Here is a 26,966-nt window from a genome sequence, read left to right as displayed (position 1 = left end):
TCCGAAGATCTGCCGACATAGCCTGCCGATGACCGGCCGACCATCCGGGCCGGGCCGACCGAAGAGCCGCTGCGATCCGGAGGACCTCCCATGGCGCCGACCCTCACCACCGAGACCGCGACCCCCGTCCTCGACGGCGGCCCGCTGCCCACCCCGCCGCGGGACTTGCTCGCCCTCATCACCGAACGCGCACACCTGCACCCGGACCGCCCCGCCCTCGAACACGGCCCGGACCACCTCACCTACGCCGACCTCGCCGCCGCCATCACCACCCGCGCCGCCGAGCTCACCGCCCGGGGCGCCGCCCCCGGCCGCCTCGTCGCCGTCCGCGGCGACCGCGACCTCCCCACCCTCGTCACCCTCCTCGCCGTCCTCCACACCGGCGCCGCCTACCTCCCCCTCGACCCCACCGCCCCACCCGCCCGCACCACCGCCATCCTCACCGACGCGACGGGCGGCCGGGACGACGGGAGCATCGAAGCCGGGGCGGGCGGGGTTGTGCTTTCGGGGGAGGGGGTGCCGGAGGGGGCGGCGTATGTGATCTACACGTCGGGGTCGACGGGGACGCCCAACGGGGTTGTGGTCGGGCGAGAGGCGTTGGCGCACTTTGTCGCGGGGGCGCTCGCGGTCTACGGGATCGGGGAGGGGGACCGGGTTCTCCAGTTCGCGCCGCTGCACTTCGACGCGAGTGTCGAAGAGGTGTTCGTGACGCTGTGCGCGGGGGCGACGCTGGTGCTGCGCGACCCGGACATGTTGGATGTTCCGGGCCTTGTGGCGGGGTGTGTGGCGCGGGGCGTCACCGTCCTGGACCTGCCGACGGCCTACTGGCACGAGCTCGCTTACGCCGTCTCCACCGGTGTCGTCTCGCTTCCGCCGGAGCTGCGGCTCGTCATCATCGGCGGGGAGGCGGCGATGCCGGAGCGGATCGCGCGCTGGCGCCGCCACGCCGCCGGGGTGCGGCTCCTCAACACCTACGGGCCCACCGAGGCCACCGTCGTGGCTACTGTCGCCGACCTCACCGGCTTCGACGGCGGCGAGGTCCCCATCGGGCTGCCGCTGCCCGGCGTCCAGGCGGCCCTCGTGGACGGCGAACTGTGGCTGCTCGGCGGCGGCCTCGCCCACGGCTACCTCGGCCGCGCCGCCCTCACCGAGCGGCGCTTCACCCGCCTGGACGGCGCCCGCGCCTACCGCACCGGCGACCGCGCCGTCATCCGCCCCGACGGCGCCCTCGGCTACCTGGGCCGCATCGACGACGAAGTCAAGATCAGCGGCCACCGCATCGACCCCCTGGCCGTCGAAGCCGTCCTCCTGGAGCACCCGTCCGTCCGCGAGGCCGCCGTTGTCGTCCGCACCCTGGACGACGGCACCCGCCAACTCGCCGCCTACGCCGTCCCCACCCTCGCCACCGACCCCGCCGCGACCGCGGGACCTGGCGCTGCCGGGGACGGGGGGAGTTCGGCTGGTTCGGAGCTGGCTGGGGTGTTGCGGGCGCATCTGGCTGCTTATCTTCCGGCGGCGGCGGTGCCCGGGACGGTGACGTTGCTGCCCGTGATGCCGCGGGCGGGGACGGGGAAGATCGACAGGCCGTTCCTGCGCACGCTGGTTCCCGGACGGGTCGTCGCGGCGCCCGTCGTCGCGCCGGAGCCGGCGCACACGGTTCCCGAGGTGCCCGAGGACGAGCGGATCCCGCTGTCGTACGCGCAGCGCCGCCTGTGGTTCCTCAGCCGGTTCGAAGGCGGCTCGGCCGCTTACAACGTGCCGCTGGTGCTGCGCCTGGACGGCGTCCCGGACCTGACGGCGCTGGAGCACGCCGTCGCCGACCTGGTCGAGCGACACGAGGTGCTCCGCACGATCCTGCCCGCCGCCGACGGCGAACCCTTCCAGCACGTCCTGACCCCGGAGGAAGCCACCGCCCGCCGCCTCTTCTCCGCCACCACCTGCCGGCCCGCCGAACGCGACGGCCTCGTCGCCGCCTTCTGCGACACCGCCTTCGACCTCCTCACCGACGTCCCCCTGAAGGCCCGCCTGTTCACCAGCGAACCCGACACGAACGCCGTCACGGGCGGCGACGCGGTGCTCGTCGTGTTGGTGCACCACGTGGCGACGGACGGGTGGTCGCTTGGGCCGCTGTTGCGTGACCTCGCCGCCGCCTACGCCGCCCGGCTCGGGGGGACGGAGCCCGAGTGGGAGCCGTTGCCCGTCCAGTACGCCGACTTCGCTCTGTGGGAGCAGGAGGCGCTCGGCGATCCCGGCGACCCGGCGAGTACGTTGGCGCGGCAGATCGCGTTCTGGCGGCGGGCGTTGGACGGGCTGCCGCCCAGCCTCGACCTGCCCGCGGATCGGCCTCGGCTGGCTGAGCCGACGTACCGGGGCGCCACCCTCAGCGCGCGGCTGGGCGCGGAACCGGCGCGGCGGCTGCTTGCGCTCGCCGAGGAGCGGGGGGCCAGCCCGTTCATGGCGGTGCGGGCCGGGCTCGCGGCCGCGTTGGCCAGGGCCGGGGCGGGCACGGACGTCGCGATCGGGACGCCGGTCGCGGGCCGGGCGGACGAGGCGCTCACCGACCTCGTCGGGTTCTTCGTCAACACGCTGGTGTTGCGCGCCGACGTCTCGGGCGGGCCCACGTTCGCCGAGCTGCTCGACCGGGTGCGCGACGCCGACCTGGCCGCCTACGCCCACCAGGACCTGCCGTTCGACCTGCTCGTCGAGCACCTCAACCCGCCCAGGTCGCTGGCCCGGCACCCGTTCTTCCAGGTGATGCTGACCCTCGACGGCCCCGAGTCGGGCGCCGCCGTGCCGTTCGGCCCGCTGACGGGACGGGTCGAGCCCGCCGGGCTTGACACCGCCAAGTTCGACCTCAGCGTCTCGTGCGTGGCGGACGAGGACGGCCTGGAGATCTGGTGGCAGTACGCCCTCGACCTGTTCGACGAGGACACCGCCCGACTGCTGCTCGACCTGTTCGTCCGGGTCCTGGAGGCCGTCGCCGCCGACCCGTCCAGGCCCGTCGACGCCCTGGCCGTGCTGTCGCCCTCGGAGGAGGCCGGGCTGGCCGCACGCCGCGCGGCGGTCGCCGAAGCCCTCGCGCACACCGCCGTCCCCGCCGCGTCGGACGGCGCGGGCACCGACGCGCTGGCCGCCCTGTTCGCCGAGGTGCTCGCCCTGCCGTCGGTCGGCCGGGACGCCGACTTCTTCGCGCTCGGCGGCCACTCCCTGCTCGGCGTGCGGCTGGTCAACCGGGTGCGCGCGGTCCTGGGCGCCGAGATCGGCATCCGCGACCTGTTCCTCGCGCCCACCCCGGCCGGTCTCGCCGCCCGGATCGAGCGGGCAGCGGCGGCGGCCCGTCCCGCGCTCGTCCCGACGGACAGGTCGGGCCCGCTCCCGCTGTCGTTCGCCCAGCGGCGGCTGTGGTTCGTCCACGAGCTGGAAGGCCCCGGACGTTCTTACAACATCCCGGTGCTGATCCGCCTGACGCGTCCGGTGGACGCGGCCGTCCTGGAAGCCGCGCTAGGCGACGTGGTGGAGCGGCACGAGGTGCTCCGCTCGGTCTTCACCGTCATCGACGGCGAGCCGCACCAGCGCGTCACGCCCGGCGAACACCCCCGCGTGGAGACCCTCGACGTCCCCGAGGACGGCCTTTGGGAGGCGCTCGACGCCCTCGCCGGGCACGCCTTCGCGGTAGGCGCGGAACCGCCCGTCCGGGCCGCGCTCGTCACCGCGCCGGAGAGCGGCCAGATCCTCGTCCTCGTGCTGCACCACATCGCCGGTGACGGCTGGTCGGTCGGCCGCCTCCTCGCCGACCTGGACGCCGCCTACACCGCCCGCGCCGCGGGCGAGCCCCCCGCCTGGACGCCGCTCCCCGTCCAGTACGGCGACTACGCCGTCTGGCAGCGCGCCCTGCTCGGCGACGCCGCCGACCCGGAAAGCCCCCTCGCCCACCACCTCGCCTTCTGGAAGGACACCTTGGCGGGAGCCCCGCCGGTGCTCGACCTGCCCGCCGACCGGCCGCGCCCGGCCGCCCCCACCCACCGCGGCGGCGCCGTCCTGTTCGCCCTCGACCCCGACGTCCACGACGGCCTGGCCCGGCTCGCCGCCGCCTCCGGCGCCACCCTGTTCATGGTCGTCCAGGCCGCCTTCGCCACGGTGCTCCGAGCCCTCGGCGCGGGCACCGACCTGCCGATCGGCACTGTTGTCGCAGGCCGTGACGACGAGGCGCTGCACGACCTCGTCGGCCTGTTCGTCAACACACTAGTCCTGCGCACCGACGTTTCCGGCGACCCCGCTTTCACCGAACTCCTCGACCGTGTGCGCGCGGCCGACCTCGCCGCTTACGCGCACCAGGACACGCCGTTCGACCTCCTCGTCGAGCACCTCAACCCCGTCCGGTCGGCCGCCCACCACCCGCTCGTGCAGGTCATGCTGTCCGTCCAGGACGAGACGGCCGAAGCCCCGGCCGCGCTGGCGGGCGAACCCTGGCCGGTGGACACCGGGACGGTCAAGTTCGACATGTCGCTTTCGCTGACCGTCCGGCGCGACCCCGCAGGGGCCGTCCTGGCCTGCGACGGCGGCCTGGAGTACGCGGCCGACCTCTTCGACCGGGAGACCGCCGCGCTGCTCGTCTCCCGCCTCACCGCCGTCCTCACCGCCGTCGCCGCCGCCCCCGCGCGCCGCTTGAGCGCCCTCGACCCGCTGGCTCCGGGCGAGCGCGCGCGGCTGCTTCCCCCCGCCGTCACGCACGAGATCCCTGACGGCGGGCTGCACCGGCTCTTCACCGAGCGCGCCGAACGGGAGCCGGACGCCCCCGCCCTCGTCTGCGCCGACGTCACCCTGACCCGCGCCGAGCTGGACCGCCGCGCCAACGTCCTCGCGCACCGCCTGCGCGCCGCCGGGGTACGGCCGGGCGACGCGGTCGGCGTGCTCACCGAACCCGGCCCCGCCCAGGTCGCCGCCGTCCTCGCCGCCCTCAAGTGCGGCGCCGCCTACGTCCCCGTCGACCCCCGCCTCCCCGCCACCCGCGCCCGCATGGTCCTCGCCGACTCCAACGCCACCGCCCTCCTCACCGACACCACCCACACCACAGGCCCCCTCGCCACCGCCGAACGCGCCCACGGCACCCCCGTCGTGCCCGCCGACGTCCCGCACACCCCGAGTCCACTCCCCACCGCCGAAGGCGAGTACGGCGCGCCCGCCGATGTCGCGCACATCGCGGACCCGGTCGCCGACGCCGGACGCGAGTACGGCTTGCCCGTTGTGCCCGCTGATGTCGCGTGTGTCGCGGGTCCGTTGGCTGCGGGCGAAGGTGAGTACGGCGTGCGCGTTGGGTCCGGGCTCGACACCGACCCCGGTGTGGACGTGCCGGACTCGGCGACGGCCTACGTCATGTTCACGTCCGGCTCGACCGGGCGGCCCAAGGGTGTCGCCGTCAGCCACCACAACGTCAAGCGGCTTGTCTTCGACGCGGTGTGGGACGCGGCGCGGCACGAGCGGATGCTGGTGCATTCGGCGTTCGGCTTCGACGCGTCCACCTACGAGCTGTGGGTGCCGCTGCTGCGCGGCGGATGCCTCGTGGTCGCGCCCGGCGACGGCGCCGACGTGCGCGAGATGGCCCGGATCATCACCGAGGAGAAGGTGACGGCGGCGTACTTCACCGCCGGGCTGTTCCACCTCATGGCCGAGACGGAGCTCGACGCGCTCGCCCGGCTGAAGGAGGTCTGGACGGGCGGCGACGTCATCGCCCCCGAGGTCCTGCGCACCGTCCTGGAGCACTGCCCCGAGACGGTCGTCGTGCACAGCTACGGCCCGACCGAGACGACCTTCGCCAGCCACCACCAGACGTTCCCGCCCGGCGAACGTGACCTGCGCGGCGTCTACCTCGGCGCGCCCCTGGGCGACGTCGCCGCTTACGTCCTTGACGACATGCTGCGTCCCGTCCCGCTCGGCGGCGTCGGCGAGCTGTACGTCGGCGGCCCGCAGGTCGCGCACGGCTACCTCGGCCGGGCCGACCTCACCGCCGCCCGCTTCCTGCCCGATCCGTTCGCGGCGGACGGCTCGCGCATGTACCGGACGGGCGACCTCGTCCGCTGGACGCCGGACGGCGAGCTGAAGTTCCTCGGCCGCGCCGACGGACAGGTGAAGATCCGCGGCTTCCGCATCGAGCCCGGCGAGGTCGAGCAGGCCGTCAGGGCCGCCGTCCCGGAGGCGGGCCAGGTCGCGGTGACCGTCCGCGAGGACCGTCCCGGCGACAAGCGGCTCGTCGCCTACCTCACGCCGGACACACTCGACGCGCGGGCCGTGCGCGAGGCTGTCGCCCGGCTGCTGCCCGCGCACCTGGTGCCGTCGGCCGTCGTCCCGCTCACCGCCCTCCCGCTGAACCCGAACGGCAAACTCGACCAGCGCGCCCTACCCGCCCCGTCCCACACGACGGGCGGCCGGGCCCCCCGCACCGAACGCGAACGCGCCCTGTGCGCCCTGTTCGCCGACGTCCTGGGCGTCCCCGACGTCACCATCGACGACAGCTTCTTCGACCTGGGTGGCCACTCCCTCCTCGCCGTCCGCCTGGTCGCCAGGATCCGCGCCGAGCTCAGCGCCGACCTCGGCGTCCGCGACGTCTTCGCCGCCCCGACCGTGGCCGCCCTGGCCCCCCGCCTCACCAGGACCCGCGCCGACGCCCCGGCCCTGGTCCCGGTCGACAGGTCCGCCCCCCTCCCGCTCTCCTACGCCCAACGCCGCCTGTGGTTCATCAACGAACTGGAAGGCCCCAGCCGCTCCTACAACATCCCGGTCGTCCTCCACCTCACCCACCCCGCCGACCCGGCGACCCTGGAAGCCGCCCTGACCGACGTCATCGCCCGCCACGAAGTCCTTCGCTCCCTCTTCACCCAGATCAACACCGAACCCCACCAAATCGTCCTATCCAGCCCCTACGCCCAAACAACGCCAGACCCAACAAACGTCCGCACCCCAAGCCAACAACACCCCCAGTTTAGCGGACCCTCAGAGCAGCCCCCGCAAGGCGTCGGGTCCGAGGGCGCGGAGCAGACGCAGCCCGTCGACTGGACGCATTCGGTGGAGTCGGGCGCGCGGAGCGTTCGGGCTTCGCGGCCGCAGCTCGGGCGGCCCGTTGTTGAGGTGCGGCGGCCCGCGCCTGGCGCGCTGTGGACCGAGTTGGACGCGCTCACCGGGCATGTGTTCGCGGTGGGGGCGGAGGTGCCGTTGCGGGTCTGGCTGGTGGAGGCGGACGAGGGACAGCTCCTCGTGCTGGTGCTGCACCACATCGCGGGGGACGGCTGGTCCGTCGCGCGGCTGATGGACGACCTCGGCGCCGCCTACGCGGCCCGCGCGGCGGGGCAGGCCCCGGCTTGGGCGCCGCTGCCCGTCCAGTACGGCGACTACGCCGTCTGGCAGCGCGCCCTGCTCGGCGACCCGTCCGACGCGGCGAGCCCGGCCGGCCGCTCCCTCGCCTTCTGGCGCGACGCGCTCGCCGACGCCCCGCCCGTCCTCGACCTGCCCGCCGACCGCCCCCGCCCGGCCGAGCCGACCCACCACGGCGGCCACGTCCCGTTCGCCCTGGACGCCGCCACCCGCGCCGGACTCGCCCGACTCGCCGCCTCGTCGGGCGCCACGATGTTCATGGTCGTCCAGGCCGCCTTCGCCGCCGTCCTGTCCCGCCTCGGCACCGGCCCCGACATCCCCCTCGGCACCGTCACCGCAGGCCGCGACCACCCCGACCTCGACGGCCTCGTCGGCTTCTTCGTCAACACCGTAGTCCTCCGCACCGACACTTCCGGCGACCCGAGCTTCACCGACCTCCTAGCCCGCGTCCGCGACGCCGACCTCGCCGCCTACGACCACCAGGACCTCCCGTTCGAGCTGCTCGTCGAACACCTCGACCCGGCCCGCTCCGCCGCCCACCACCCCCTCTTCCAGGTCATGCTCCTGGTCACCGAATCCACCCAGGCCGACCCCGCAGACTCCCCCCTCGCGGGAAGCCCCTGGCCCGTAGACACCGGCGCCGTCAAGTTCGACCTGACGCTAGCCGCCGCCGTCCACCGCGCCCCCAACGGCACCATCACCACTTTGGACGGCTCCCTCGAATACGCCACCGACCTCTTCGACCACCAGACCGCCACCCTCCTCACCGCCCGCCTAGTCCGCTTCCTCACCACCGTAGCCACCAACCCAGGCTTGACCGTAGGCGAAGTCACCCTGATGCCCCCCGACGAACTCGCCCAAGTCGTCACCCTCCCACCCCCGACCCCCACCACCCCTACCGCCCTGGCCACCCCCAGCGTCTCGGCCACCCCGGCCACCCCGGCCACCCTCAGCGTTCGGACCGTCTCCGGCACCCCGGCCGCCGTCGGCGCGCCTGTCGCCCCCGGTGCTTTGTCGGTCTCCGCCGCTTCGGCGGCGCTGCCCGTCCCGGCTGCTGCTCCGCGCATCGCGGCTGCTTCGGCCGGGACCGTGCACGGGCTGTTCGCCGGGCGGGTCCGTTCCCGGGCCGGGGCGGTCGCGGTCGCCTGTGACGGGGTGGTGCTCACGTACGCCGAGCTCGACGGCCGGGCCAACGCGCTCGCGCACCTGCTGATCGCGGCGGGTGTCGTCCCCGGCGGGGCCGTGGGCGTGCTCGTGCGGCCGGGGCCTGACCTCATAGCGGTGACGCTCGCGGCGCTGAAGTGCGGTGCCGCTTACGTCCCGGTGGATCCCCGGCTGCCCGCCGCGCGGGCGCGGATCGTGCTCGCCGACTCCGGCGCCACCGTCCTCGTCGGCGACGGCACCGCGCCCGAGATCCTCGCCGCCGAACGCGAGGCGGGCACCCGCGTCCTGCCGTCGCGCCCCCAGCCCGGGGGACGGGACGACGACCCGTGCGTGCCCGTCCACCCCGACGATCTCGCCTACGTGATGTTCACGTCCGGTTCGACGGGCAGGCCCAAGGGCGTCGGCGTCACCCATAGCAACATCGTCGCCCTGGTGGAGGCCGGGTGCTGGGACGCGGCGCGGCATGAGCGGATGCTGGTGCATTCGGCGTTCGGCTTCGACGCCTCCACCTACGAGCTGTGGGTGCCGCTGCTGCGCGGCGGCGGCCTCGTCATCGCCTCGGGTGACGGCGCCGACGTCCGCGAGATGGCCCGCGTCATCACCGACGAGGACGTGACGGCCGCCTACTTCACCGCCGGGCTGTTCCACCTCATGGCCGAGACGGAACTCGACGCCCTGGCCCGGCTGAAGGAGGTCTGGACGGGCGGCGACGTCATCGCCCCCGAAGTCCTCCGCACCGTGCTCGACCACTGCCCGGACACCGTCGTCGTGCACAGCTACGGCCCGACCGAGGTCACCTTCGCCAGCCACCACCAGCGCTTCGGCACCGAGGGACGGACCTTCGACGGCGTCCGCCTGGGCACCCCGCTCGACAACATCGGCGCCTACGTCCTGGACGACCGCCTCCGCCCCGTCCCACTCGGCGGCGTAGGCGAGCTCTACCTGGGCGGCCCCCAGGTAGCCCGAGGCTACCTGGACCGCCCGGGACTCACCGCCTCCCGCTTCCTCCCCGACCCCTTCGCCGCCGACGGCTCCCGCATGTACCGCACCGGCGACCTGGTCCGCTGGACCCCGGCCGGCGAACTCAAGTTCCTCGGCCGCGCCGACGCCCAGGTAAAAATCCGAGGCTTCCGCATCGAACCAGACGAGGCCGCCCAAGCCCTAACCACCCTCCCAGGCGTCGCCGCCGCCGTGGTCACCGTCCGCGAAGACCGCCCCAACGACAAACGCCTAGTCGCCTACGTCACCCCCACCACCCCGCCCCACCCCCGCGGCGGGGCAGCGGCCGGTGGTGTGCTGGACGCCGAGGCGCTGCGCGCGGAAGCCGCACGCGTGCTTCCGGACTACCTGGTGCCCAGCGCCATCGTCGTCCTGGACGAGTTGCCGCTCACCCCCAACGGCAAGCTCGACCGCCGCGCCCTGCCCGCCCCGGCCCGCGCCGGCGGGGCACGCGGTCCCCGCGACGCCCGCGAACGCCTGGTGTGCGCGCTGTTCGCCGAGGTTCTCGGCGTCGACCGCGTCGGGATCGACGAAGGCTTCTTCGACCTGGGCGGGCACTCGCTACTCGCCACCCGCCTCGTCGCCCGCATCCGCGACACCCTGGGCCTCGACCTCCGCGTCCGCGACATCTTCCGCACCCCCACCGTCGCCGGACTCCTCGCCGCACCCCCCACACCACCCACCCGAACCACCGGCGGCACGCCCGCCGGAACCACCGGCGGCGCGCATGCCGGAACTCCGACCGGGACGACCAGCACCACGTCCACCGGGACGACCGGAGGCACGCCCACCGGGACGACCAGCACGCATGCCGGGACGCCCACCGGGACGACCGGTGGCACGCCCGCCGACGCGGCGCCCGGCGTCGCCGACGTGCTCCTCCCGTTCCGTACCACCGGAGACCGGCCGCCGCTGTTCTGTGTCCACCCGGGCGCGGGGATGGCCTGGCCCTACGCGAGGTTGCTTCCGCATCTCGGCCCTGACCAGCCCGTCTACGGGCTGCAGACGCGCGCGCTGGCTGAGTCCGGGTACCGGGCCGAGAGCGTCGCGGCGATGGCGGTCGACTACCTGGCGGCGGTCCGCGAGGTCAGCCCGCGCGGGCCGTACCGGCTGCTCGGCTGGTCGTTCGGCGGGCTCGTCGCGCACGAGATGGCCGTTCTGCTCCAGGAGGCGGGCGAGGAAGTCGAGCTGCTGGCCCTCCTGGACGCCTACCCGGTGCCGCCCGGCGAGCAGGTGACCGACGCCGAACTCGTCACCATGCTCCTCGGCCCGGACCCGCAGGACGTCCCACCCGACCGCCTCGACGCCCTGTTCACTTCGGACCAGGGGGCGGAACGCTTCGGAAGCCGGGCTCCGTCGGGAGCGCCCGACCCCAGGGTCGTCGCCGTCGCCGAGGTCCTCCGCCGCCGCGACCCGGTGCTAGCCGGGTTCACCGAGGACGAGACGGCGGCACTCGTCGAGGCGGCCGTCCACCACGCGCACCTGATGTGCGCCCACCGGCCGCGGGTCTTCACCGGAGACCCGCTGTTCTTCACCGCGTTGGAGAACCAGGGCGGAACCCCGCCCGCGCACGCCCGCTGGCACCCCCACCTGGAAGGAGAAGTCATCGACCATCCCGTCGACTCCCCCCACCTGCGAATGACCGACCCCCGGCCCATCGCGCACATAGGCGCAGTGCTCTCACGGAGGCTCACATGACCAACCCGTTCGACAACGACGACGGAACCTTCCTCGTCCTCGTCAACCACGAGGGCCAGCACTCACTCTGGCCCGACTTCGCCCCCGTCCCCGGCGGCTGGACCGTCGCCCGAGACCGAGGCACCCGCCAGGAATGCCTCACCCACATCGAAACCCACTGGACCGACATCCGCCCCCAAAGCCTGGTCGCCCAATACACCTGACCCCACCCCCCGATGGCGGCCCCGGCGCACTCCCCGCGCCCAAGGGCCGCCATCACCCACTCCCCACCCCGACCGGTCGGGGCCCAGCCGGTAAAAGGCGAGGGCCGAGCATCTGGGCGGGCCGAACCCGGAGTAGTCGTACGGCGGATCTCTCCGGTAACCGCACCAAAGCGGGTAAATCGATCCCTTCACCTTGTTTTCGGTCAGCTCGTGCTGATCTCCATCCTGATCGAACAGCGGCGTCTCGATGAGGCATGCGCCATGGTCCTCGACGTCCTGGACGAGGACCTGCCCGCCCGGCTCGCCGCGGCACTCACCGCCGCCCAAGAGCACCGCCCTCTCTATCTGAACGGCGGCCGCCCCCGGCGGAACCGATGAGAAGGGATGCTCCCGCAGCCTGCTGTGGTTCGCATGCCCGTCCACCGCGCCGTCCGGCATCTGGAACGGGCACGGAAACACACATCGGTGTCAGGAGCATGTTCTCTATGCCGCGGACAAGCCCGTGACCTGCGGGGACGCACCGAGGTTCGTCGCGTCCATGTCACCGGGACGGGCAGTGCCGGTTTTGTCTGGTTGTCGTGGCGGCGTCGAGTGGAGACGCTGGACCGGGTAACCGTACGCGAGGGGATCGTGATGGGCGGTTGGAGCAGGCGGGACGTGAACCGGCTGCGGTCGCGAATGAGCGAGCAGGGCCGGGACGTCGACGACATCGCGGCGGAGATCCGTCATCTGACGCGCGGGTCGATGCTCGCGGCGTACCGGATGGCGTGCGGGCTGTCCCAGCCCGAGGTCGTGGAACGGTACTCCGCCGTGGCGCCGCGGTCGGTGATGGACCAGCCGTTGCTGTCCCGGCTGGAAGCGTTTCCCGCCGAGGGCGCGCGGACCCCGCTCGCGACGCAGATCATCACCTTGGCGGGCCTGTACGGCACAAGGCCGCTTCGGCTGATGGACGCCGTGACGCTCGATCTCCTTGATGAACGCGAACGCGCGGTGCTGATCCGTTGTGACGCCGGTTTCGCCCCCGCGAACGTCGCCCCGGTCGTGAGTCGAGTTCCGCGTGAAAGCCCCGAGACCACGTCCGTGTCGAACGCGCGGCCGAGGACGGCGACGGATGATTCGTTGGAAAGGCAGGTTGAGATGGCCGCACGCAGGGCGCTGAGCTTCGCCGTCACCGTCGAGGGTTCGAACGTCGGACCGGAAACGCTGGCGCAGCTCCGCTCGGAGGTGACGCGCGTCGCGCACGCCTATCCGCGGCACGGTCTGCCGGACGTCCTGGGAGATCTCATCGACCTTCAGAACGTGGCGTTCCGGTTGCTGGAGGGACGACAGCGGCCATCGGACACCATCGACCTCTACCTGATGGCCGGAGCCCTGTCGGGGATGCTCGCCAAGGCGTCGCATGACCTCGGCGACCCGAACGCCGCCATGACGCAGGCCCGTACGGCCTATGTGTGCGCCGACAACGCCGGACACGACGGGCTACGCGCCTGGACGCGCTGCCTCCAGTCGATGATCGGTTACTGGGCGGGCTGGCCGAACGAGGCGATCCGCTACGCCGGACTCGGTATCGAGGCCGCCGCTCGGGCTGGCGGGACCGCTTCGGTGTGGCTGCCCGCGCAGGAAGCCCGTGCCTGGGCCGTTCTCGGCGACGCCGAGCGCGCGGAAGAAGCGATCGTCCGTGCGGTGCGGGCGAGGGACGCGGTGCGCGGTGACGAGCTCGACGAACTCGGCGGGATCATGGCGTTCCCCCTGCCCCGCCAGCTCTACTACGTCGCCGACACCCAGGTGTGGCTGCCCAACGCGGACGATCAGGTCGCGGGGTCGGCCGAAGCCGCGATCCGCGCGTATGAGGCCGCCCCGGCGCACGAGAGGTCCTTCAGCGACGAGGCGGGGGCGCGAGCCGATCTGGCGCTCGCCCGGGCCAACAGGGCGGAGGTGGAAGGCGCTGCCGAGGCCATCCGCCCCGTCCTCGATCTGCCCGCCGGGCAGCGGATCGGGGGCGTCACGGCCAGCGTCATGCGGGTCCACCACGCCCTGCGTGGTCCGCGGTACCGGGGGAACACCCTGGTGAAGGGCTTCCAGACGGAGATCGAGGACTTCTGCCGATTCCCGGTCAGCGCGGCTCTTCCGGCCGGACGCTAGGCTCAAGGGCATGTTCCCGGTCACGATCACAGGCGAGCGGGTCGTCCTTCGTGAGTTCACCGAGGACGACGTTGACGCTGTCCTGGCCGTCTACGGCGATCCGGTCGTGACCGAGCACCTGTCCTTCGACCCGCGTGAGCGCGGCCAGGTAGTCAGGACCATCGAGACCGTGACGCGCGCGGCACGGGCGGAACCGCGTACCGAGTACTCGCTGGCCGTGGCGTTCGCCGATACCGGCAGATGCATCGGCTTCGCCCGTCTTGCGGTCGATTCCACTCATCCCGGTCAGTCCAGTGCCCAGCTCGGGTTCGCGGTCCGCGCCGACCTCTGGGGTCGGGGCCTGGGCGAGGAGACCGTGCGCCTTCTCCTTCGCCTGGGCTTCGAGGGCCTTGGCCTGCATCGGCTTTGGGGCGCTCGATCACCGGAGAACACGGCGTCCGACCAGCTCATGCGCAAGCTCGGCATGATCGAAGAAGGACGCATCCGCCATCATCTGAAGATCGGCGACGCCTGGCGGGACTCGATCGTCCATTCGATCCTTGAAGACGAATGGCGGACGCAGGTCACGGCCGTCGAATCCAACGTATAGATCTTCGCTGCGCGGGCCCAAAACCGCAGCTCATCGACCTTTCTTGACGCATGGCGAAGATGCTCCGCGCCCCCGTGACGGTATCTCGCCGACCCGGTTACATGGTTCCTGGCTCGACCACGGATCATCGACGAACGAGGACAGTCTCAGTGACCGACACGACCACCGACCGAACCGGCATCGAGGGGCTCCGCGAGTCCGCCATCGCGGAACTGCGCTCCGCGGGCACCATCGTCTCCGCGGACGTCGAGGAGGCGTTCAGGCAGGTGTCGCGGCACCTGTTCATCCCCGAGGTGGACCCGGAGTCGGCGTGGGATCCGTTCTCGGCGGTGGTGACCAAGCGGGACGAACACGGCAACGCGCTCAGCTCGGTGTCGGACATGCACGTCCAGTCCTACATGCTCAGCGAAACGCGGATCGAGCCGGGCGCGAACGTGCTGGAGATCGGCTCGGGCGGCTACAACGCCGCGTTGATCGCTGAGCTCGTCGGTTCCGACGGTCGGGTGACGACCGTCGACATCGACGAGTGGGTGACCGACCGGGCCAGCCGTCTCCTCGACGAGAACGGATACGGGTCGCGCGTCAGGGTCGTCCTGGGCGACGCCGAGGCGGGTGTGCCGGACGGGGCGCCGTACGACCGGATCCTGGTCACGGTCGGAAGCTGGGACATCCCTCCTGCGTGGATCGACCAGCTCGCCGATGACGGCCTGCTCCTGATTCCGCTGCGCATGCGCGGCTTGTCCCGCACGATCGCGTTCGCCAAGGACTCGATCACCGGCGGCCTGGTGAGTGTGGGGGCGAAGCTGTTCGGGTTCGTGCCCATGCAGGGGGAAGGAGCCCACCGGGCGAAGGTCGTCGTTCTGCGCGGCGGCCAGGTGAGCCTGCGGTTCGACGACGACGATCACGACTCCGCGCTGTCGCCAGGGGCGCTGGACACGGTGTTCGAGGGGCCGTGGACCGAGGTGTGGAGCGGCCAGCCGATCGGCGACACCGAGCCCCTGGACACGGTGCAGATGTGGTTGGCCACCACCCAGCCGGGCTTCTGCTGGCTGACCCTCGACCGCGAGAGGGACAGCGGCGTGGTCGAGTTCCCGGGCAACCGGGCGATGGCGATGGCCGTCGTGGACGGGCCGAACCTCGCCTACCTGGTCCACCGCACCGCCACCACGGTCGACAGGTCGGCGGAGTACGGCGTTCACGCCTACGGCCCCGAGGCCGCCGATCTGGCCGAGCGCGTCGCGGAACAGCTGCGGACCTGGGGCCGGGAACAGCGTCACGGGCCGGGCCCCCGGTACCGGATCTACCTCGCGGGCACGCCCGACGACCTGATCCCTCCTGGCCGCGTCATCAACAAGCGTCACGTGCGCGTCTCGATCTCCTGGCCGACGCCTACCCGTGCCGAACAGTCCGACTCACTCTGAAGGAGAGAACCGCATGTACGACCGTTCCCCCGGCGGCCTCGCGTTCGCCGAACCGGCCGACCTCGACGACGAGTTCGACCTCGACGTGACGGTGCTGGTGACGCTCGATCCGGTCGGCAGGACGCCGTGCCCCACCGACGACGGGTGCGGCAACACCTGCTCCGGTAGCTCCAGCGCCTGCAACTCCGCGATGAACGCCCTGTCCTGACCGTCTCCGGGGGCGGGCGGGAGCAGCCGAGCCGTCCGCCCCTCAGGGTGCTGATCGCGGAGGCCACAGCATGCCCCCTGAGTTGACGTTCCGGTGGTCCGGCAGCGGAGTGCTCCGCGCGAGCACAGCGCCAGGCGACCTCGAACTGCCCGACGAACTGGACTTGACGGACCCCGCAGATCTCCGCCGTGGCGCGGCCTGGCTCACCGGGCTCTGCCGTCGCCCGGAGGTGCGGGCGGCGCTGGCGATGGCCAGTCCGGATCTGCTCGACGCCCTGGATCACCTCGACTCCGGAGAGACCGATCAACGGCGCCTGCGCCGACTGGTCATCTCGACCGCGTCCTACCTGCTGCGGTGGCGGCACCGGGCCACTCCGTTCGGCCTCTTCGCCGGGGTCGGCACCGTCCGGCGCGGCCGGACGGCTGTGCGGTGGGGCGATCGGCATCAGGTGGTCCGGCGGCCCGACCCGCACTGGCTCGGTGAGGTCGTCGCGCGCCTCCACGCATGTCCCGCGCTGCTGGAACGTCTTACCGTCACGGCGAACGGCGCGCTGACCGTGCGCGGAGACAAGTTCGTCGGCCCGGGTCCCGTCCCCGTCGACGCGGGGCTCGCACCGGTCGAGGTGTCGGTGCGCGCGACGCGTCCGGTGCGGCTCGCCCTGGCGAAGGCCCGCGCGCCGGTGCGCGCCGGTGAACTGGCGAAGATCGTCGCCGAGGCGTTCCCCGAGGCGTCGAGCGATCGGATCAACGGCATCCTCCGGGAACTCGTCGCCCACAATCTCCTGATCAGCGACCTGAACCCGCCGATGAGCGGTCCTGACGCGCTCGGCCACGTGTGCGGTGTCCTTCGCGACGTGGCGGCGCACGACGTGCCCGAACTGGCCGGGACGGTCGACGAACTGCTCGCGCTGCGTCACGGCCTCGTCCCCGAACTTCCGCTGAACGCCCCGGCCGCTCTGGACGCATTCGTGAGAGCGGGCTCGGAGCAGGTGCGTCTGACGGCTGACACAGTGCTGGACGCCTCAGTCCTGGTGCCGGAACAGGTCGGACGGGAGGCGGCGCGGGCGGCGGCCATCCTGTGTCGGCTCTCCCCGTTCCCGTTCGGGACGGCCGCCTGGCGGGACTACCACGCCCGCTTTCTCGACCGGTACGGGACGGATCGGCCCGTACCCGTGCTGGAACTCGTCGGAGACGGCGGCCTCGGTTTCCCGGCAGGGTACGCGGGAGCCGCGGCGGCGCTCGCCCCGCGCGTGTTGACCGCGCGCGACGAACGCCTCCTGGCGCTCGTGCAGGAGATCGGCGTCAAGGGCGGTGAACTGGTGCTGACCGACGACCTCGTGTGTGAACTCGCCGACGACGAGGGGGCGGAGCCGATCTGGCCCGACCGGGCGGAGATCGGCGTCCAGGTCCAGGCCGCTTCGCGAGAGGAGATCGATCGTGGCCGTTTTGCTCTTCTGGTGACCGGCACTCCTCGATCGGGCAGCAGCATGACGGGCAGGCACGCGCACTTCCTGCCCGCCGAGGCGCGTGCGGAACTCGCCGCGAGCCTCACGGCAGACGACCCTGGGGCCATCGCGGCGCAGCTCTCGTGCCCGCCGCGCCGTCGGGGCAACGCCGTGTTGGCCGCCGCTGTCCCGCTGCTCGACCACCTCATTCCGTTGGGCGAGGGAGTCTCCGCCGGGAACGCGGGCGAGGCGCGGGTGCTCGGGGTCGCGGACATCGCGGTGGTGGCGGCTTCAGATCGGTTCCGCCTGCTCCATCAGCCGTCCGGACGCCGCTTGGAGATCAGGGTGGCGAACGCGCTGGAAGCCACCACGCACATCCCTCCGCTCGCCCGCTTCCTCTCCGAGATCACCACGGCGCGCGGCGCCCTGTACGCCGGGTTCCACTTCGGCGCGGCCCAAACGCTGCCCTATCTGCCGCGCGTTCGCTTCCGCCGTACGATCCTGGCACCGGCGCGCTGGCTCCTGCGGGCGGATGAGCTCCCCGGCCGAGCGGCCGCGCAGCGCACATGGGACGAGGCGTTCGCACGCTGGAGGCATGGCTGGAACGTCCCGCGCGAGGTGGTACTCGTCGAGTACGACCGCCGACTTCCCCTTGATGTCGACCGGCCGCTGCACCGGCACCTTCTGCGGTCGCGTCTGGGTGCCGCCGCCCGAGTGGAGCTTCACGAGGACCTGGTGGACAACGGGTGGATCGGCCGTGCGCACGAGCTCCTTCTCCCGCTACGCCTCAGCCGACCTTCCGCACCCGTGAAGCGCGTGAGCGGCGGGTTCTCCTCGGTTCGGCACGTTGCAGAACCCCGGGACCGGAGGACGGTGCTCAAAGCCCGGTTGCTGAGCCATCCGGCCCGATGGGACGAGCTTCTGACGGCTCACGTGCCTCGATTGCTCGCCGCGTTTCCTGAATCTCCGCCACGGTGGTGGTTCGTCCGCCACCGGGACCTGCGCAGGCCGGACACTCCGCCGGCACTGCTCCTGCACTTCCCTGTGTCCGCACCGTCGGCGCGCGGAGAGGCCGCCGAAGCGCTGACGTCCTGGGTCGATGACCTCGTGCGCCGGAACCTCGCGTCCGACGTCACGCTGGAGACCTTCCGCGCACAACCGGGACAGTACGGATGGTCCGAGCGTTCGCTTGACGCCGCCTACGCGGCGTTCGCGGCGGACACCGTCGCGGTGCTCGCGCAGATCGCCTTCACCGCTCGCGCGCGGATTCCGGCCGCCGCTGTCGCCGCGGTGAGCATGGTGGATCTCGCGTGCGCGTTCGCCGGGGCTCCCGACGCTGGACGGCGTCATCTGGTGGATGGACCGCCCGGTCGCCGGGGGCGGGTAGATCCCGTCCTGCGTGATCACGCGCTGCGTCTCGTCGTGCCGGAGGAGGTCGCCGCGGCATGGCGGGACCGGGCCGCCGCTCTGCGCGCTTATCGAGCCGTGCTGGAGACGGAACGGGATGATCCGATGACGATGCTGACACTGCTGCTGCGTGGCCACCACCGTCGTGCCTGCGACATCGACCACGAGCGGACCACGATGCGGCTCGCACGGGCACGGGCGCTCCGCGAGCTTCACGACCCCGGCCTGTCCCGATCGTGAGCGCCTCCGTCGAAGCTGCCGCGGCGGCGTGCCTGGCTCGTCTTCCGCAGCCCGGACCCGCTCCGGACGATGAACCGTGGTGGGCGCATTCGCTCGCCCAGGGAACCACCGGGATCGCTCTCGTACACGTCGAGCGAGCCCGGCTCGGCACGGGGACGTGGCGGCAGGCGCACGCATGGATCCGGCGCGCGTGCGCGGGTGGTCCGGTCAGCGCGGGCGACGACGCCGGTCTGTTCCAGGGACTGCCCGCCGTCGCCTTCCTCCTGCGCGCCACCGCCCGCTACGGCGGTGGGCTCGCCGACACGGCCGGACCGCTCGCCGCGATCGCGCACAGACGTGCCGATGCGCTCCAGGCCCGGGTCGCCGCCGGGATCCCGGCGACCTTCCGGGAGTACGACGTGTTCTTCGGACTCGCCGGACTCGGTGCTCTGCTGCTGCGCCTCGATCCGGGCGGCGGCGCGACCGAACGGGTCCTGACGTCACTCGTCGCCCTGACGCGTCCGCGCCGTGAGCAGGACGTCTGGCTGCCGGGCTGGTGGGTGGGGCACGACCCGCACCGCCGGAACTCGTCCTCCTATCCGGGAGGCCATGCCAACCTCGGCATGGCGCACGGCGTGACCGGGCCCCTCGCACTGCTCGCCATCGCCGCCCGAGCCGGACACACCGTCGACGGCCACACCGAGGCCATCGCCGTGATCCTCGACTTTCTCGACTCCTGGCGACAGGACGGACCCCACAGCTTGTGGTGGCCGCAGTGGATCACCCGTCGGGATCTCGTGCTCGGGCGGCCGTCGCAGACCGGCCCTGGACGTCCGAGCTGGTGTTACGGCACTCCCGGCATCGCCCGTGCCGGGCAACTCGCCGCGCTGGCGATCGGGGACCCGGCCGTCCAGCACCGCTACGAGGACGCGCTCGCAGCCTGCCTCGCGGACTTCGCCCAGCAGGAACTCGTCACGGATCCCGGCCTGTGCCACGGTGCCGCCGGCCTCTACCAGACCGTTCGACGCGCCGCTGAGGACGCCGTCGCTCCCACGTTGACGTCCTTCCTTCCCCAGCTGGCCGGACGGCTCGCACGTAGAGCCTCCGATCCGCGCGGGCACGGGCCCGGCTTTCTCGATGGCGACGCCGGAGCCTTCCTCGCTTTGAGCTCCGCTCAGCGGCCTTTCGACCCACCCTCCTCGGAATGGGACACATGCCTGCTGCTCGCCTTACGGCCGCGCACGAAGCACACTGGCGCCAGTTCTTCCTCCGCTTCGCCGACCAAGCCCCCGCGGAGTCCTTCAGCCGTATGGCCGCCGTCCTGGACGGCACCGCCGGGCCCGGTACGTGGTGGTTCATCCGCAAGCACCCCGGCTGGCGGCTGCGCGTCAGCTCCGCGGCCGACGCCCTGACCGGTGCGCTCGACAAATTTGTCGATGCGGGCGTTCTCGACCGGTGGTGGTCGGGGAGCTACGAACCTGAGACGGCCGCGTTCGGTGGTCCCGCCGCGATGACCGCCGCGCACACCCTGTTCGCGGCCGACAGCCACGCCGTCCTCCGCAGGGGCGCGGATCTGCCGGTCGGTGCCCGTGAACTGTCGATGCTGCTGTGCGGCGCCCTGCTGGCGGGTGCCCGGCTCGAACCGTACGAGATGGGTGACGTCTGGGCGAAGGCGGCGGCGGAACGACCGCTCCCTGAAGACGTCGGCGCAGGCGCACTTGACCGGCTCGCCGGGACGGTCGGCACGTTGCTGCGCACCGACGCCGGTCCGGAGGGCGCCGCGTTCGGGCCTTCGGGGCCGCTCGCCGACGCCGCACCGTGGGCGCGTGCGTTCTTCACCTGCGGCCGTGCCCTGGCGGATCTGGCAGCCGAAGGGATCTTGGAACGCGGCCTGAGGTCGGTCCTGGCCTACCACGTCCTCTTCCACTGGAACCGGCTCGGCCTGGCCTTCCGCCAGCAGAGCCTCCTCGCCCACGCTGCCCGCAGCGCCGTGCTCGGCCCCGCTCCGACCGCTCCGAACAGACCCGCGAGGCGTCGTTCCGAGCACCCACAGCCGGACGGCGTCTACCGGTTCTTCCCTCTTGTCCCGCGACCGCGGCTCATCTGCCCGCCCTTGGCCGACCGGCTCCGCGGCGTCGCCGACCACGCGGACGCCGCCATGGACGCCACCGACCCCGAGGAACGGATCGACCGCGCGTGCGGCGCCTGGAACCTGGCCGCCCTCATCGCCGCCGACAGCGGCCTTCCCGGCCTGGCAGCCGACCTGTGCTGGCGGCAACACCACGTCCTGCGCCGACTCTGGCCCCTGCCGGGCCGAGCGGCCATCGCGGCACTCCAGCCCCTGGTCAATCTCGCCCGCCTCCACGGACGTGCCCGCCGTCCCCACCTCATGTACGAGGCGCTCACCGGCATCGCCCGGACACTCAACAACGGGGTCGGCATCGATCTCCACAACACCCGCGTCACACTGGACGGCTTCACCACCGACACGTCCGAGGCACGGGCCTGGTACCGGGAAGTCCTGGCCCAGGACGGTACAAGGGCCCTCGCCGCCACCGGAGACTGGTCCCGAGCCGCCGCACACGCCGCCCTCCACGACACCGACCCCGATCGCCTCCACGAAGCCCGCCAGACCCGCGTCGTCGCCGAGCTACGAGCCGCCCGGACCGACTCGGCCCGCGCTTTCATCGACTCCGCGCACCCCGCCGACCGCGGCAGCCCCTGCGGTCTCGCCCTGCACGCCCTCATCGACACCCATGCCGAAACCAGGGACGACCACCTCCCGAGCTACGTCGATGCACTTATCCGCGAACTCCCATCGAACGGCGAACACACCGACCCGTCGTCCGCGTTCTGGCACGTCCGCCTGACCCACGTCGCGGACGCACTCGGCAGCCCACCGGAACTGCTCGCCCCACTCTGGCGACGTCTTGCCGACGACATCCTGACAGCCAACGACGCCTACGCCGCCCGCGCCGCCCTCGCCACCCCGTCCTGCCCAGCGACACTTCCCCCCGACACCAGCACAGCACTGTCCGATCTCCTCCACCACGCCGCCCTGGACTCCCCACCACCAACGGTCCTCCCCAGCCTGACAGCACTCTCCGAACCACTCACCCAAGCCCTCACAGCCCTCACCCGCACCTGATATGCCCCGCATTCTCGGAGGCGGAGGGTTCTGACGGCTTTCTGGTCGCGTTGCGGGGTGGGGGGAGTTGCCGGGGTTCTGCCGGTTGGGGCTCCGGTTGGGCGGGGGGTGGGCTTTTAGCGTGAAGGGGATCGACGAGTGGTTGTCCGGACGCTTGGGAGGCGTGATGGATCGGGACAGGGTCGGGGTGGCGGTGGAGGGGCCGTTGCCGCTTGGGGAGCATCTGCGGACGCCGGAGCTTGGGGCGGCGATGTTGGTGCAGCAGGAGGCGCTGTACGCGGCTCGGGAGTTTCTGCGCGGCGAGGGGTTTGTGGAGTTGCTGCCGCCGTTGATGGGGCCGGTCACGGACCCGGGCGGGCGGGGGGCGAAGCCCCTTGACGTGGACTACTACGGGCACACCTACAAGCTGATGACGAGCGCGTACCTGTACAAGCAGGTGTCGCTGCGGGGCTTCGAGCGGTTGTTCTTTATTGCCCCGAATGTTCGGATCGAGCCGCCGGAGACCGCGACGACCGGACGCCACCTCGTCGAGTTCCACCAGATCGACGTCGAGATCGCCGGGGCCACCCGCGAGGACGCCATGGCCACCGCGACGGGCCTGCTCCAGCACGTCGTCCAGGCGGTCTGCGCCCGTGTCCCCGACGTGCTGCAAGACCTCGGCCGCGACCAGGAGTTCTTCAAAGCCCTCCTCGAAGGCCCCTTCGACGTCGTCAAACACGAAGAAGCCGTCAGCAAGCTCCGCGCCCAGGGCCACCCGCAGAGCCCCGACGCCGAGATCGACTGGACGGGGGAGCGGACCCTCTCGGAGCAGACCGCCCGCCCGTTCTTCATCACGGACTACCCGAAGGGCTCACGCGGCTTCTACGACCGCGAGAACGAGCACGCCCCCGGCACCCTGCGCAACTTCGACCTGATCGCGCACGGCGGCTACGGCGAGCTCGTCAGCGGCAGCGAGCGCGAGAGCGACTACCGCACCATGGTCGCCCGGATGCGGGAGAGCGCCGAGAACCCCGCGAAGTACGACTGGTACCTGCGCAACGTCAAGGACGGCATCCCGTTCGGCGCGGGCTTCGGCATGGGCGTCGAGCGGCTGGTCCGCTTCCTCACCGGCCTGGACGCCGTGTGGCAGGTCAGCGCCTATCCGAAGCTGCCCGGGGTGGTGGCCCCGTGACGGCCCTGTCCGCGCCGGGCTTCCCGGAGGCGGAGGTCCGCGCCCGAGCCCGCATGGGCACCGCCGCCGCCTTCCCCGAGGCCCGCGACTACGGCACCACCCTCTTCGGCAGCCACCCCGACGCCCTCGATCGCACCCGCATCGTTCCCCCTGTCTTCATGCCCCTGCGCCTGGAGAAGCTGATCGACCTGGGCCGCGAGCCCATGCCCGACGACGTGGATCTCACCACCGACGTCGGCGGCCTCAGTTCGTCCCTCCCGCTCTACCTGTCGGCGTTCGGCTCCACCCGCGCCGGAAGCGGCGACCTGGGCGTCGCCACCGCCCGTCAGGCCGCCCGCCTGGGCATCCCCATGGTGATCGGCGAGAACATGGTGCCCGTCCACGGCTACCGCAAGGCAGACGCCCCGCTCATAGCCCGCATCCGTGCTTACACAGAGGAAGGCGACCCCGCGCAAGGCGGCGTCGTGGTGCAGCAGAGCACCGAGGACGCCGACGCCGAAGTCTGGAACCTCGTCTACAGCGACCCCGCCTCCCAGGACCTCCTCTGGGCGGGCCGTCTCGGCTTCGAACTGAAGATCGGCCAGGGCGCCAAGCCCGGACTCGGCGGCATGACCGTCGTCGGCCCCGAAGAGAGCGCCCGCGCCGCCGCGACCTTCACCGTCTCCGACGTCCTGGGCGGTGATGCCAAGCTGCGCACCGCCACCCCCGGCACCTTCACCGAGGAGATCGTCCGGCGGCAGGTCCAGTTCATGCGCAACAACTACCCGCGCGCCCGCGTGTGGGTGAAGCTGCCGCCCGGCCGGGACGTGGCCGCCGCCGCCCGCACCGCGTGGGAGGCGGGCGCCGACGCCGTCACCGTGGACGGCGCCGAGGGCGGCACCGGTTGGGCGCCGCACGCGTTCCTCACCCACGTCGGCCTGCCTCTCGCCGAGTGCCTACGCCGGATCGGCACCCCCGGCGGCTGCCTGCTCGCGTCCGGACGCATGTGGGAGGGCGCCCGCGTCGTCCGCGCCCTGGCGCTCGGCGCCCGCGCCGCCGGGCTCGGCCGCGCCGCCCTGCTCGCCGTGGACGAGGACCCCGACCACGGCCTCGAAAGGCTCGCCGCCTGCCTGGCCGCCGAAGCACGGCTGCTCATCAGCGCGCTGGGCAAGTACGACGTCGCCGCGCTCGCCCCCGAGGACCTGTGGACGCCCGACGAGCCCCTGCCCGCGCCCCGCGTCCCGATCGGAGACCGCCAGTGAAACGTTCACCGTCAGCGGCCCGCTGGTGCACGGTCGACCCGACCGTCCGGACCCCGGCCGCCCGCTCCGTGCACGCCCGCTTCACCCCGTCCGACGTGCCGCTCCTCACGACCTCCCCGCACCGGGCGATGGCGATCCGGGCCATGGCCAGGACGCTGTCCACGCTCGGCCGCGGCTACCTGGGCGGGCACGCGGAGATCACCTCCGACGGCGTCCTGCCCCGTGGCTGCCGCGCCGCCGAGGCCACCGAAAGCCAGGCGGTCGCCCATGCCGTCGCCAGCGCGCTGCGCGGCGGCCGGGGCAGCGCCTGGATGCTCCTGCCGCAGCGCGGCGACCACGGCCCCCGTCAGCTCCCCGACCGGAACAGGTGACCCCCATGGCGACCCAAGCCGCCCTCGACCCCGCGCCCGCGTCCCCCCGGCGCAGACTCCTCGCCCTCGTCCTAGGCCAGGGCCTCGCTCTGACCGGCGACTACGCCCTCCTCGTCGCGCTCGCCTGGACGGCCGTCCAGCACGGCGGCGCGGGCGCCATCACCCTGCTCAGCCTGGCCGCCGCGGTGCCGCGTGCGCTCGCCCTCATCTTCGGCGGCGCGTTCGCGGACCTGCACGGGCCTCGGTTCGTCCTGCTACGCACCACTTCGGCCCGGACTGTCCTGCTGGCGGGCGGCGCCGTCACCCTCGCGTTGACGGACACCTTCTGGCCGCTCGTGCTGATCGCCGCCGTCGAAGGCGCGCTGCTCGGGCTCGGAAGCCCGTCGTTCGGCTCGCTGCTGCCCGAACTCGCCGAGGGCGACGACCTCGCCCGCGCCAACTCGCTCTACTCGACGGTCCTGCGGCTCTCGCCTATCGTCGGCACCCCGTTCGGCGCCATCCTGATCGGCGCCGGGCACGTGTGGCACGCGCTCGCCCTCGTCAGCCTGACGTGCGCCGTCTCCTTCGGGACCCTCGTGTACGTCACCCGAGGGTTCCCCAAGCCGCCGCCGCAGCAGGGCGAGAGCCTGCTGCGCCGCTCCGGCGACGGCGTCCGGCTCCTGGCCGGGAACGCCCGCCTGCGCTGGCTGTTCGTCTGCGCCTTCTGCCTCGACATGTCCTTCGGCTGGCCCGTCGAAGTGGCGCTGCCGCTGCTCGTGGAGGACCGGGGCTGGGGCGTGCAGACGATCGGCATCGCCGTCGCCGCGTTCAGCGCCGGAGCCCTGCTGACGGGCCTCGCCGGGGCGATGTACGCGCACCGCATCCCGCTCTGGATCCGGCTCGTCGCCAGCGGCGTCGGCATCGCCATCGGAATCGCCGCGATGGCGCTCATGCCGACGGTGCTGGCGCTGTCGGCGGTCGGGTTCGCCGTCGGCGTCCTGTCCGGCTTCAACGGGCCCGCGATCGTCACGCTCTACCAGCAGGCCGCGCCGCGCTCCCGGATGGGCGCCGCGATGTCCACGCTCTCGCTCGCCGGGATCGCCACCGCGCCCGCCTCGGTCGCGGTGTTCGGCGGGCTCTCCCTCGTCCTCGGGCTCACCACCACCTGGCTGGTGTGCGGGGCCGTCGCGCTCATCGGGCCCGTCGCGGCGGTGCTGGCGCTGCGCTCGCCCGTCCAGGCCGACGAGCCGCCCACGGACACCGCAGCCGACACCGCCGAGCCGGACGACGGCACGGCCCCGACCGCACCGGAAAACGCACGCGAAATGGAGAAGGTCCGATGAACAACGCCCTGCAGGCCCGCCCGCTCACCGGATGGTCCGGTTCCCCCGACTACTTCAAGATCCGCGAGTACGACGGCTACGACCCCGACGCGGTCCTCGACGTCCTGCACGGCCGCGCCGCGATCGTCATGTTCCGCGGCATGGTGCCCCGCGACGTCTGCGACGCCGTCGCCGACCGGTTCTGGGCCAACACCCACCGCCGGGTGCGCGGGGTCGAGGCGCCCGGCTTCTACCTCGGCGCCTACTCCTGGAACAAGCCGACCGCGCAGTACATCGCCGAGTCCGAGCAGGTCAACCCGATCCTGCGCGAGCTGCTCGACGTGCCGGGCGACCCGATGAAGCAGTTCTACACCGGACTCGGCGCCGCCCTGGCCCGGGAGGGCGCGGTCGTCCGTCCCGCCCAGCACGACGGGGGCTCCGCCGCGATCGCGCTGCTGCGCTCGTGGCACGGCGCCGGGGTCTTCGCGCTCGACCCGCACGACGACGACTCCCAGTGCGCCGACCCGCAGATGGCCGACTTCGAGCGCCGCCACGTGGTGGACCACCAGGTCGCCGCGCTCAACATCTGCCTGGAGAACGACAGCGAAGGCGGCCGGCTCGTCTACTGGAACGTCAAGCCCGACGTCGAGAGCAAGCGCGCGCTGGGCGTCGAGTTCACCGGCTCGCCGTACCCGCTGGAGACGCTGACCGGCTACGAGTCCCAGTGGGTCGAGGTCCGCACCGGCGACGTGTACGTGTTCAACGGCGCGCACGTCCACGCCGTCGAGCCGAACACCGCCGCCACCCAGACCCGCACCACCCTCGCCGCCATGCTCGGCTTCGTCGACGACCGCACCGTCGTCACCTGGAGCTAG

At 72.6% G+C, this 26,966-nt stretch carries 15 protein-coding genes; all 15 read left to right on the top strand.

Features of this window, described 5'->3' with window-relative positions:
* Positions 1-90 precede the first annotated feature (90 nt).
* A complete protein-coding gene (locus LO762_RS09080; protein ID WP_230613985.1) occupies positions 91-11,226 on the top strand; it encodes a non-ribosomal peptide synthetase in 11,136 nt (3,711 codons plus the stop codon).
* Positions 11,223-11,429, top strand: a complete 207-nt coding sequence (locus LO762_RS09075; RefSeq protein WP_230613983.1) for an MbtH family protein — start codon at positions 11,223-11,225, stop codon at positions 11,427-11,429. Before LO762_RS09080 ends, LO762_RS09075 begins: the two co-directional genes overlap by 4 nt.
* A 210-nt stretch (positions 11,430-11,639) precedes the next feature.
* Entirely contained in the window at positions 11,640-11,807 is a 168-nt protein-coding gene (locus tag LO762_RS09070) for a hypothetical protein (RefSeq protein ID WP_230613981.1), read from the top strand.
* A gap of 255 nt (positions 11,808-12,062) precedes the next feature.
* Positions 12,063-13,571: a hypothetical protein gene (locus tag LO762_RS09065; RefSeq protein WP_230613979.1), complete on the top strand. Its 1,509-nt coding sequence runs from the start codon at positions 12,063-12,065 to the stop codon at positions 13,569-13,571.
* A 10-nt stretch (positions 13,572-13,581) separates the two neighbouring features.
* The gene (locus LO762_RS09060) at positions 13,582-14,160 is read left to right on the top strand and encodes a GNAT family N-acetyltransferase (RefSeq protein WP_230613977.1); all 579 of its coding nucleotides are present in this window, start codon (positions 13,582-13,584) and stop codon (positions 14,158-14,160) included.
* 149 nt (positions 14,161-14,309) lie between these two features.
* Entirely contained in the window at positions 14,310-15,581 is a 1,272-nt protein-coding gene (gene fxlM, locus LO762_RS09055) for a methyltransferase, FxLD system (RefSeq protein WP_230613975.1), read from the top strand.
* Between the two features lie 13 nt (positions 15,582-15,594).
* Positions 15,595-15,789 carry an FxLD family lanthipeptide gene (locus tag LO762_RS09050; protein ID WP_230613973.1) on the top strand — a complete coding sequence of 65 codons (195 nt, stop codon included), beginning with the start codon at positions 15,595-15,597 and terminating at the stop codon, positions 15,787-15,789.
* Between the two features lie 70 nt (positions 15,790-15,859).
* Entirely contained in the window at positions 15,860-18,880 is a 3,021-nt protein-coding gene (locus LO762_RS09045; protein ID WP_230613971.1) for a lantibiotic dehydratase, read from the top strand.
* On the top strand, positions 18,877-20,271 hold the full coding sequence (locus tag LO762_RS09040) for a lanthionine synthetase C family protein (RefSeq protein WP_230613969.1): 1,395 nt from the start codon (positions 18,877-18,879) through the stop codon (positions 20,269-20,271). Before LO762_RS09045 ends, LO762_RS09040 begins: the two co-directional genes overlap by 4 nt.
* Positions 20,169-22,007 (top strand): thiopeptide-type bacteriocin biosynthesis protein, encoded by a 1,839-nt coding sequence (locus LO762_RS09035; RefSeq protein WP_230614471.1) that lies wholly within the window; start codon positions 20,169-20,171, stop codon positions 22,005-22,007. The genes LO762_RS09040 and LO762_RS09035 overlap by 103 nt, the downstream gene beginning before the upstream one ends.
* Before the next feature lie 166 nt (positions 22,008-22,173).
* Positions 22,174-23,178, top strand: coding sequence for an asparagine synthetase A (locus tag LO762_RS09030; protein WP_230613968.1), 1,005 nt, complete (start codon positions 22,174-22,176; stop codon positions 23,176-23,178).
* Positions 23,175-24,419 (top strand): glutamate synthase-related protein, encoded by a 1,245-nt coding sequence (locus LO762_RS09025; RefSeq protein ID WP_230613966.1) that lies wholly within the window; start codon positions 23,175-23,177, stop codon positions 24,417-24,419. The genes LO762_RS09030 and LO762_RS09025 overlap by 4 nt, the downstream gene beginning before the upstream one ends.
* A complete protein-coding gene (locus LO762_RS09020) occupies positions 24,416-24,790 on the top strand; it encodes a hypothetical protein (RefSeq protein WP_230613964.1) in 375 nt (124 codons plus the stop codon). The genes LO762_RS09025 and LO762_RS09020 overlap by 4 nt, the downstream gene beginning before the upstream one ends.
* Positions 24,791-24,795: 5 nt before the next feature.
* Entirely contained in the window at positions 24,796-26,112 is a 1,317-nt protein-coding gene (locus tag LO762_RS09015) for an MFS transporter (protein ID WP_230613962.1), read from the top strand.
* Positions 26,109-26,966: a hypothetical protein gene (locus tag LO762_RS09010; RefSeq protein WP_230613960.1), complete on the top strand. Its 858-nt coding sequence runs from the start codon at positions 26,109-26,111 to the stop codon at positions 26,964-26,966. Before LO762_RS09015 ends, LO762_RS09010 begins: the two co-directional genes overlap by 4 nt.

The sequence above is a fragment of the Actinocorallia sp. API 0066 genome (genome assembly GCF_020991275.1).
In the GTDB taxonomy this organism is placed as follows: domain Bacteria; phylum Actinomycetota; class Actinomycetes; order Streptosporangiales; family Streptosporangiaceae; genus Actinocorallia.
The sequence above is the reverse complement of the archived record's forward strand: the minus strand, read 5'-3'. Positions and strand labels throughout refer to the sequence as shown.